This window comes from Leptolyngbya cf. ectocarpi LEGE 11479, assembly GCF_015207065.1.
Taxonomy (GTDB): domain Bacteria; phylum Cyanobacteriota; class Cyanobacteriia; order Phormidesmidales; family Phormidesmidaceae; genus Leptothoe; species Leptothoe ectocarpi.
In genome coordinates, this window is record NZ_JADEXP010000307.1 from 1 (window position 1) to 7,820 (window position 7,820).

Annotated in this window: 13 protein-coding genes; all 13 read right to left on the bottom strand. The window is 48.7% G+C overall.

Features of this window, described 5'->3' with window-relative positions; genetic code table 11:
• Nucleotides 1-302, bottom strand: a 302-nt coding sequence (locus IQ260_RS23750) for a metallophosphoesterase (RefSeq protein ID WP_193995562.1), incomplete at its 3' end; no start/stop codon positions are given.
• Nucleotides 303-397: 95 nt separating this feature from the next.
• On the bottom strand, nt 398-1,501 hold the full coding sequence (gene prfA, locus IQ260_RS23755; protein ID WP_193995563.1) for a peptide chain release factor 1: 1,104 nt from the start codon (nt 1,499-1,501) through the stop codon (nt 398-400).
• 105 nt (nt 1,502-1,606) lie between these two features.
• Nucleotides 1,607-1,846 carry a 50S ribosomal protein L31 gene (rpmE, locus tag IQ260_RS23760; protein ID WP_193995564.1) on the bottom strand — a complete coding sequence of 80 codons (240 nt, stop codon included), beginning with the start codon at nt 1,844-1,846 and terminating at the stop codon, nt 1,607-1,609.
• 53 nt (nt 1,847-1,899) lie between these two features.
• Nucleotides 1,900-2,310, bottom strand: coding sequence for a 30S ribosomal protein S9 (rpsI, locus tag IQ260_RS23765; protein WP_193995565.1), 411 nt, complete (start codon nt 2,308-2,310; stop codon nt 1,900-1,902).
• Nucleotides 2,311-2,348: 38 nt separating this feature from the next.
• Complete coding sequence (rplM, locus tag IQ260_RS23770) at nt 2,349-2,780, bottom strand: 50S ribosomal protein L13 (protein ID WP_193995566.1); 432 nt, start codon at nt 2,778-2,780, stop codon at nt 2,349-2,351.
• An 89-nt stretch (nt 2,781-2,869) separates the two neighbouring features.
• The gene (gene truA, locus IQ260_RS23775) at nt 2,870-3,748 is read right to left on the bottom strand and encodes a tRNA pseudouridine(38-40) synthase TruA (RefSeq protein WP_193995567.1); all 879 of its coding nucleotides are present in this window, start codon (nt 3,746-3,748) and stop codon (nt 2,870-2,872) included.
• 9 nt (nt 3,749-3,757) lie between these two features.
• Nucleotides 3,758-4,108, bottom strand: a complete 351-nt coding sequence (gene rplQ, locus IQ260_RS23780; protein WP_193995568.1) for a 50S ribosomal protein L17 — start codon at nt 4,106-4,108, stop codon at nt 3,758-3,760.
• Between the two features lie 95 nt (nt 4,109-4,203).
• Nucleotides 4,204-5,151, bottom strand: coding sequence for a DNA-directed RNA polymerase subunit alpha (locus tag IQ260_RS23785; RefSeq protein WP_193995569.1), 948 nt, complete (start codon nt 5,149-5,151; stop codon nt 4,204-4,206).
• A 66-nt stretch (nt 5,152-5,217) separates the two neighbouring features.
• On the bottom strand, nt 5,218-5,610 hold the full coding sequence (gene rpsK / locus IQ260_RS23790) for a 30S ribosomal protein S11 (protein ID WP_193995570.1): 393 nt from the start codon (nt 5,608-5,610) through the stop codon (nt 5,218-5,220).
• A 186-nt stretch (nt 5,611-5,796) separates the two neighbouring features.
• The gene (rpsM, locus tag IQ260_RS23795; protein ID WP_193995571.1) at nt 5,797-6,177 is read right to left on the bottom strand and encodes a 30S ribosomal protein S13; all 381 of its coding nucleotides are present in this window, start codon (nt 6,175-6,177) and stop codon (nt 5,797-5,799) included.
• 107 nt (nt 6,178-6,284) lie between these two features.
• Entirely contained in the window at nt 6,285-6,398 is a 114-nt protein-coding gene (gene rpmJ, locus IQ260_RS23800) for a 50S ribosomal protein L36 (protein ID WP_006515920.1), read from the bottom strand.
• Nucleotides 6,399-6,674: 276 nt separating this feature from the next.
• Nucleotides 6,675-7,082, bottom strand: a complete 408-nt coding sequence (psb27, locus tag IQ260_RS23805) for a photosystem II protein Psb27 (protein WP_193995572.1) — start codon at nt 7,080-7,082, stop codon at nt 6,675-6,677.
• A 126-nt stretch (nt 7,083-7,208) separates the two neighbouring features.
• On the bottom strand, nt 7,209-7,820 hold a 612-nt coding region (locus IQ260_RS23810), incomplete at its 5' end, for a R3H domain-containing nucleic acid-binding protein (RefSeq protein WP_322745035.1).

Consider the following 7,820-nt stretch of genomic DNA (forward strand, 5'->3'; position numbering starts at 1 on the left):
TACCTGAGCCAGCTAGTTTTAGTGCCGTAGGGGCAGTTGTCATGGTTGCCCTCAATAGCAATTACCGGAATGCCTACAGCTTGCAACTGTTGAAGACAAAGCTGAGCCTGGTTCAAAATAGCAGGCTGAATCATGCGATGCTCAAAGAGATCACCTGCAATAACAACAAAGTCTACGCCTGTGCCAATGGCATATCGCTCAAATACATCCCACAGGGTATGAAAAAAATCTTTGGTGCGCACTTTGCTGTTGTAGCGATCAAAGCCCAAGTGGACATCAGCAATGTGCAAAAATTTGGCCATGGTCTAGAAATAGGGAAAGGTCTGGATCTTTTAGCGTTTAGTTAAGGAATACCAAGCTAACACAACCATATTGCCCATTTTGTCCACTACCTGGATTAGATCGTTGTCTCAGTTTCAGCAGCAAGCTGTTCCAGTTTAGCCTGCTGGTCCTGAGTGATACAGGACTGCACCATAATCTCAATATCGCCCTCTAACGCTGGAGCCAAACTAAAGTTTTGCCCTAGGCGATGATCGGTAACTCGATTGTCTTTATAGTTATAGGTGCGAATTTTTTCTGAGCGTGAGCCGGTCCCAACCTGGGAGCGTCGCATGTCGGTCACCTCAGCTTGTTGCTCTTGGAGCATCATTTCGTAGAGTTTGGCCCGCAAAATTTGCATAGCACGTTCTCTATTTTGCAGTTGCGATCGCTCTTCTGTACAAAAAATTCGGATGCCTGTCGGTTTGTGAAATAAATCTACGGCTGTTTCTACCTTGTTCACGTTCTGACCACCGGCTCCCCCTGAACGAGCCGTGCTCAAATCAATATCCTTAGGATCAATTTTGACTTCCACATCATCCACCTCTGGCATCACAGCTACCGTGGCTGTAGAGGTATGCACACGCCCACTCGTTTCGGTCGCAGGTACCCGCTGTACCCGATGGACGCCCGCTTCAAACTTCAGCTTGCTGTAAACCTGATCTCCTTTGATTTCTAAGATGGCCTCTTTACAGCCTCCCATATCAGCATCTGCTTGACTCAAGGTCTGTACTTTCCAGCCTTGACCTTCGGAATAGCGCGAATACATCCGCAGCAAATCTCCAGCCCATATGCCGGCTTCATCACCCCCAGTACCAGCCCGAATCTCCAACATGATGTTCTTATCGTCATTGGGATCTCGCGGCAGCAATAAAACCTTGAGTCGTGTTTCTAAAGCAGCAATCATATCCTGAAGTTCTTTGACTTCCATCGCCGCCATTTCTCGAAGCTCTTCATCCCCGCCAGATTCTTTAAGAACTTCCTGAGCCCCTTCATAATCTGACTGAGCTTTTTTCCAGTCGTTGTAGGTGTTAATTGTTGCTTCTAACGATGCCCGTGCTTTAGCAATTTTTTGAAACTCACCTGGGTCTTTGGCTACATCCGGATCGGCAAGACGACGGGTGAGTTCTTCAAAGGTTTGTTCAACCGACTTTAGTTTGTCGAGGAGATATTGCTCAGCCATGGGATTTTTTAGGGGGTCAACGGGGTAGTGCGCAGGCAGGGCATCAAATACAAAATATCCGAGGGATACAATAACCCCTCGGACTCAAGATGACATTATTGGCAGCTAACCTTCAGCGTTGTCAGCGTCCTTTTGGCTATCAGACATACCGTACTTACGCAGAAAGCGCTCTACGCGACCTTCAGTATCGATAATCTTCTGAGTGCCCGTGTAGAAAGGATGGTTACCCGACCAAACGTCTACGTGGAGTTCGGGCTTAGTTGAGCCCACGGTCATAATTAACTTGCCGTCGCAGTAAACCTTGGCATCAGGATACCACTCGGGATGAATATCAGCTTTTGGCATGGTTCGGTTCCGGGTAGTGAACTAGTTAGAAAATAAATAACAGTAAAGCAAACTTAACGCTTGGAAAACTGGGATGCCTTACGGGCCTTCTTCAATCCGTACTTCTTACGTTCCTTACAGCGAGGATCGCGGGTCAGATAGCCTTCAATCTTAAGAGGACCACGATTAGCCGGATCAAGTTCACATAGAGCCCGGGCCACACCCAGCTTGATTGCATCTGCTTGGCCCGTCAGGCCGCCACCGTGTACATTAACCAAAATGTCATACTCCGATTCAAGCCCCAGGGTTTCAAGCGGAGCTTTAGTAGATGACATATAGGCAGCATTATTCTGGAGATGCAGTTCGCCAGGTTTGCCATTGACAACAAGCTTGCCATCACCAGGCACTAAACGTACTCGGGCAACAGCTGCCTTACGACGTCCGGTTCCCCAATACACTACGCGATCTGACTGTTCTTCTGACATGGGATTGTGTGCTCCTCTAATTTTCCTAATTCAGACTGTTAAAGATTGATCACTTCAGGCTGCTGGGCCTGATGAGGATGTTCGGCACCAGCGTAAACCTTTAAGTTGGTAAAAAGCTTACGTCCAAGAGCGTTTTTAGGCAGCATACCCTTAACAGCTTTTTCAACGATGCGCTCAGGAATTCGATGCTGCAGCTGATCGAAAGTTTCAACTTTCATGCCACCAGGACGACCGGAATGACGGCGATATAGCTTTTGTTCGCGCTTCCTACCGGTAACCTCTACTTTCTCAGCATTGATAACAACAACGAAATCGCCCGTATCCATATTCGGGGTAAATGTGGGCTTATTTTTACCTCGCAAGATGTTGGCAATCTCTGTGGCAAGACGACCTAGACGCTTATCAGCGGCGTCAACAACGTACCATTTTTTATCAATTTCTTGGACAGGAGGGATGTAAGTCTTAGACATGATGAGTCTGTGATATCAACGAACTGGATAAAAGGCGACCGCTACGGTGAGAATACTGAGCCGCATTCCACTAATGCACGTGTAACAGTCTAAACAGCCAAATTCTCTGCGGTGGAATGCAAGGTTAGCTGAGGTTGGGTATCAAACCAAGCATCCGGCGCAAAGGGAAAATGCTGGTAACCTACGCGTAATAGGCAAAGTCCTCGGGGGGGTGCAGCATGCTTGACTAAGTCACGACGCCCTGACTGCCAAAGTTCAGTAAAAGCAGTTGGGGTGAGATGACCACGCCCTACCCTCACGAGTAAGCCCATCACCAGACGTACCATGCCGTAGAGAAAACCGGCAGCCTGCAGCTCAACCTGAACAAAGGGTCCAAAACGGGAGCATTTAGCCGCTTGCAACTCAACCCAAGAATGGGCACGACTAGAACCCGCGCGGTGAAACGCAGTTAACTCATGATACCCCACCATGGGGGTCAATGCCGACTGCATTAACTGGTCGTCCAGGGGTTCATGGTAGAAATGCCATGCATAGGGGCGCACAAAAAGATTGGGATAGGCATCTGTGTAGATGGTGTATCGATATCGGCGCCACTGAGCTGAGTATTGAGCGTGCCAGTCATCAGGCACACGAGCTGAAGCCCGAATGACAATATCCTCACTCAGTCGATGGTTAAGAATAGCTGCCCAGCGATAGACTGGGATCACCTTAGGCGCATCAAAATGAGCGACTTGAGCAGCTGCATGCACCCCTGTGTCAGTACGTCCCGCACCATGAATGGGGATTCTGGCTCCCAACAATGACGCGATGGCTGTCTCGATTTCCGCTTGTACCGTACGCTTCTCCGGTTGACGTTGCCAGCCATGGAAATGAGTACCCTGATACTGAATAACAATAGCTACCCGATGGGTACCTTGGTCATTTTCAGATACAGCTTCAAGCTGTTTGGCAAGCGTACGATTAGCCATTAAGCCGAACTAGGTAAGCTCAATAATAGCCATCACAGAATTATCACCCCGACGACTCACTGTGCGAACAATGCGCGTGTAGCCACCCTGGCGTTCTGCATATCGAGACGGAGCTTGTTCAAACAAAGCATGAACTAGATCTTTGTCATACATGTATCCCATGGCTCGACGTCGAGCAGCTAGGGATCCTTCTTTAGCGAGAGTAATCATTCGCTCAGCTTCGGAACGTACTGCCTTAGCACGAGTTAGCGTGGTCTTGATCCGACCATGGCGAATGAGTTCGGTGGTTAGCGATCGCAACAAAGCACGACGCTGATCAGCGGGTTTGCCTAAATGGGGCGTACGACAACGATGGCGCATGGGACCTCCTCTGGTAGCGCAGTAAACAAGAAAAAACCGAAGCCTGCGGCTTCGGAAAAATGGCCTGAAACGATTCAAGGCCAAAAGCTATGGGCCTAAGACGACTTGGCCGGCTTCTCTATCGGTAGGGTAATCCCCAGCCTATGCTGCAACGAGTCGATAACTTCTTCTGCCGATTTTTGACCAAAGTTCTTGATTTCTAGAAGATCTTCTTGGCTGTAATCCAGCAGGTCAGAAACAGAATTAATCTGTGCCCGTTTCAAACAGTTGTATGCACGTACCGATAGCTGTAATTCCTCAATCGGAATCTGATAGGTGGTATCTTCCTCTTTGATATCCTCATCTCGCTTGGGCTCGAGAGTAACATCTTTGAGGGGACTAAACAGATCGACCAAGATATCAGCGGCCTGACTCATGGCTTGCTGAGGTGTCAAACTACCGTTAGTACTCACCTCCATCAGCAAACGATCCTTGGGCTGATCGGCGCCAACAATGGTTTCCTCAACCGAATAGTTGACCTTCCGAACAGGCATAAAGATGGCATCAATCTGCATAAAATCTAATGCAGTTGCTTCATCTCGATTGTTTCTAACGGCCCGATAGCCACGGCCATTTTCAACTCGAAATTCCATCTCAAGGGTATGCCCCTGAGCCACCGACGCCACATAGTGGTCTGGATTAATCAGTTCCACTTCAGCCGGCAGCTCAAAGTGAGCCGCCGTCACCGTTGCTGGACCTTGAACGGCCAAACGGCCAATCTGAGGCTGATTTGTGTAGGTCTTGAGGACGACTTCCTTCAGATTAAGGATGATATCAAGCACATCCTCACGTACGCCGGGTATGGTAGCAAACTCATGGTTTGCTCCCGCCATACGTACAGCTGTAATCGCCGCTCCCTCTAAATTGGAGAGCAACACTCGGCGCAGAGCATTGCCCACGGTAATACCTTGACTACGCTCAAGGGGCTCAATGACAAACCGACTAAACTGACTCTGATCGTCTTCAACAATCGACTCTACACATTCAACTTGAAACTGTCCCACTACAGTAACCTCCCTTGGATAGCTGTTGCTTGGTGGCTCATCTTTTAGTCGATAGATATCAAATCCTTAGACCCGGCGACGCTTCGGCGGTCGGCAACCATTGTGGGGAATCGGAGTTACATCACGGATCAACGTAATTTCTAATCCAGCTCCTTGAAGAGCACGAATAGCAGTTTCTCGGCCAGCACCAGGGCCACTGACCATAACTTCAACCTGACGCATACCCTGATCCATAGCTCGACGGGCAGCACCGTCAGCTGCTGTCTGAGCAGCAAAAGGAGTCCCTTTTTTAGCCCCTTTAAAGCCGCTGGAACCAGCAGATGCCCATGAAATGGCATCCCCTTTAGTATCCGTAATGGTCACAATCGTGTTGTTGAAGGTGGACTGGATGTGAACAACACCATTGGGGACATTCTTCCTGGGCTTGCGTCCACCTGCACGCTTGACGCCTTTTGCCATAGTTCCTGAATTCCGAAAACGTTAACTCTTCAAAACTTGCTTAGCCGCCGACTAGGGACTAATTCTTTCTATCGATATATCGCCTTGCCAAAATGCCTTTTCTGTTGTAACACGCATACTCTAGTCGGCAACCCTATATTTCGGTAACTCTATATAAAGCTGGTCTACAGATCGCGCTATCAGGCCCTACTTTTTACCAGGCTTTTTCTTGCCAGCAATTGCTAACCGCTTGCCGCGACGGGTGCGGGCATTGGTACGGGTACGCTGACCACGCACTGGCAACCCCATCCGATGTCGTCGTCCTCGATAGCAGCCAATATCCATCAGCCGCTTGATGTTCATACTTTCCCAACGTCTCAGATCCCCTTCGATCTGATAGTCGTTCTCAACGACTTCTCGAAGCTTAGCCACATCGCTATCAGCTAAATCCTTGACGCGAATGTCGGCATTGACCCCAGTCTTTGCCAATATCTCTTTTGATCGGCTTGGACCAATACCATAAATGTAGGTTAACCCAATCTCAATGCGCTTATCCCTGGGTAGGTCAACGCCTGCAATACGTGCCACCGTGCTTTCTCCCTAGTTTGCTGCCGTACAGTTGCATCAGCACCGATAAATCAGTGGGCAACCGCCTAACATTGAATGTGAAATAATCGTCAAACCTGTTACAGCGACTAACCCTGACGTTGCTTATGCTTAGGATTAGAGCAAATCACCATAACTCGACCGCGCCGACGGATTACCCGGCACTTGTCGCACATCTTCTTGACGGATGCCCGTACTTTCATGCTGAAAATCGTGATAAAACTTGCCTACAGAAGTGCAATCTTAGCAAACAGCTTAACAAGCAGTCAATTAATTTTTATTTCGAACTGTTGATGTAAGCCTAAACCATTGGGCGACTAGCTAGTTTTCAGGATTTGACTACCCTATGTATGGCTTCAGCATAAATCTAGCGACGCGCTAAGTCTGCAGTATGGAATAGCAAAAGCCCTGCTGTCATTTGGCAGCAGGGCTTGATTTTATCTGTCAATCTTATTCGGCCCCTATGGCATCCTTAGACCTTAGGCTTCCCGACGAAGTGCCATTTCAACTTGCTTAAACTCTTGCTCAAGACGCTTTTTAAGCTTAGCCGGAATAGGACGGTTCGGATAAGAACTGTAATGTCCTGCCAGTGCATTTAATGCAGTTTGCATAGTTGCAAAGGAACTTAGACTAGCTGCAGATGCAGAGCGTCGATACCGAGCTGAAAAAGCATTAATCTGCTGTCTGGCCTGAGCTCGAACCTCGGGTAAATTGGGGGCATCTGCCGGTAGCTCAATAGCCGTTCTGAGGGTTTCAACAACGGCGACAGTGTCTTGCTGATAGTTACCACTGAGACCATCAGCTCCCGTACCATCACCACCGCAGCCAGTGAGGCCCAGGAGCGCTACTAGGGTAAATGCAAACAAACGAGACAAGATACGTTTCATAAATTTTTCCCAATATAAACGGCTCCACTGTGTGTGCCTGGCCACTAGCCTGTGGTAAATATCTTATCTGAATGGGGGGACTGAGGAGAACTCTTTGGGGAATCGACGCGATCGTTCAAGTTTGGACTAAGCCGGAAAAATCCGTATTCGACGGTTAGGCTCATCCCCAAAGCTAAGGGATTTGAGTCGATAATGCTCAGCCAGTTCATGCTGCATTTTTCGAATTTTGGCAGAGCGGGGCAGTAGCTCGACAGGCTGTCCTTTGGGAATAACAATTTGTTCAACAGCAAGGCGTGCTTCTTCAAGGGCTTCTAGCTCATCATCTTCACCTTTACGGGTGAATAGGGAAAGATCAATGGCCTCGGATTGGCCTCTGGGATCAATATCTAGCAGGCGCTGTAGGGCTCGTGTAATCTGTGGAATAGTATTGGATTTAACGGTATAGATGGGGATCTGACGAGATTTGGCAATGGTTTTGAGTTTAGAGTGACTGCGTACGTGCGATCGCAACGCCAGCACGGCCTGCGCCACACCTAACTCTTTCGTAACTGACACCGGTAATTTGAGCGTATCAATCACATGGTGGAGCTGTTCACGGCTAATACCATAGGGATAGATCGGCACCCAGTCTTCACCACTTGCCCCCACTGGTGTGGATAACTCTAAATCAGTTGTATCTAGCTGTTGATCCAATAGCGCTTGAAAATCGGCAGCAGCTGGAGATACGGGTAGGGGGGG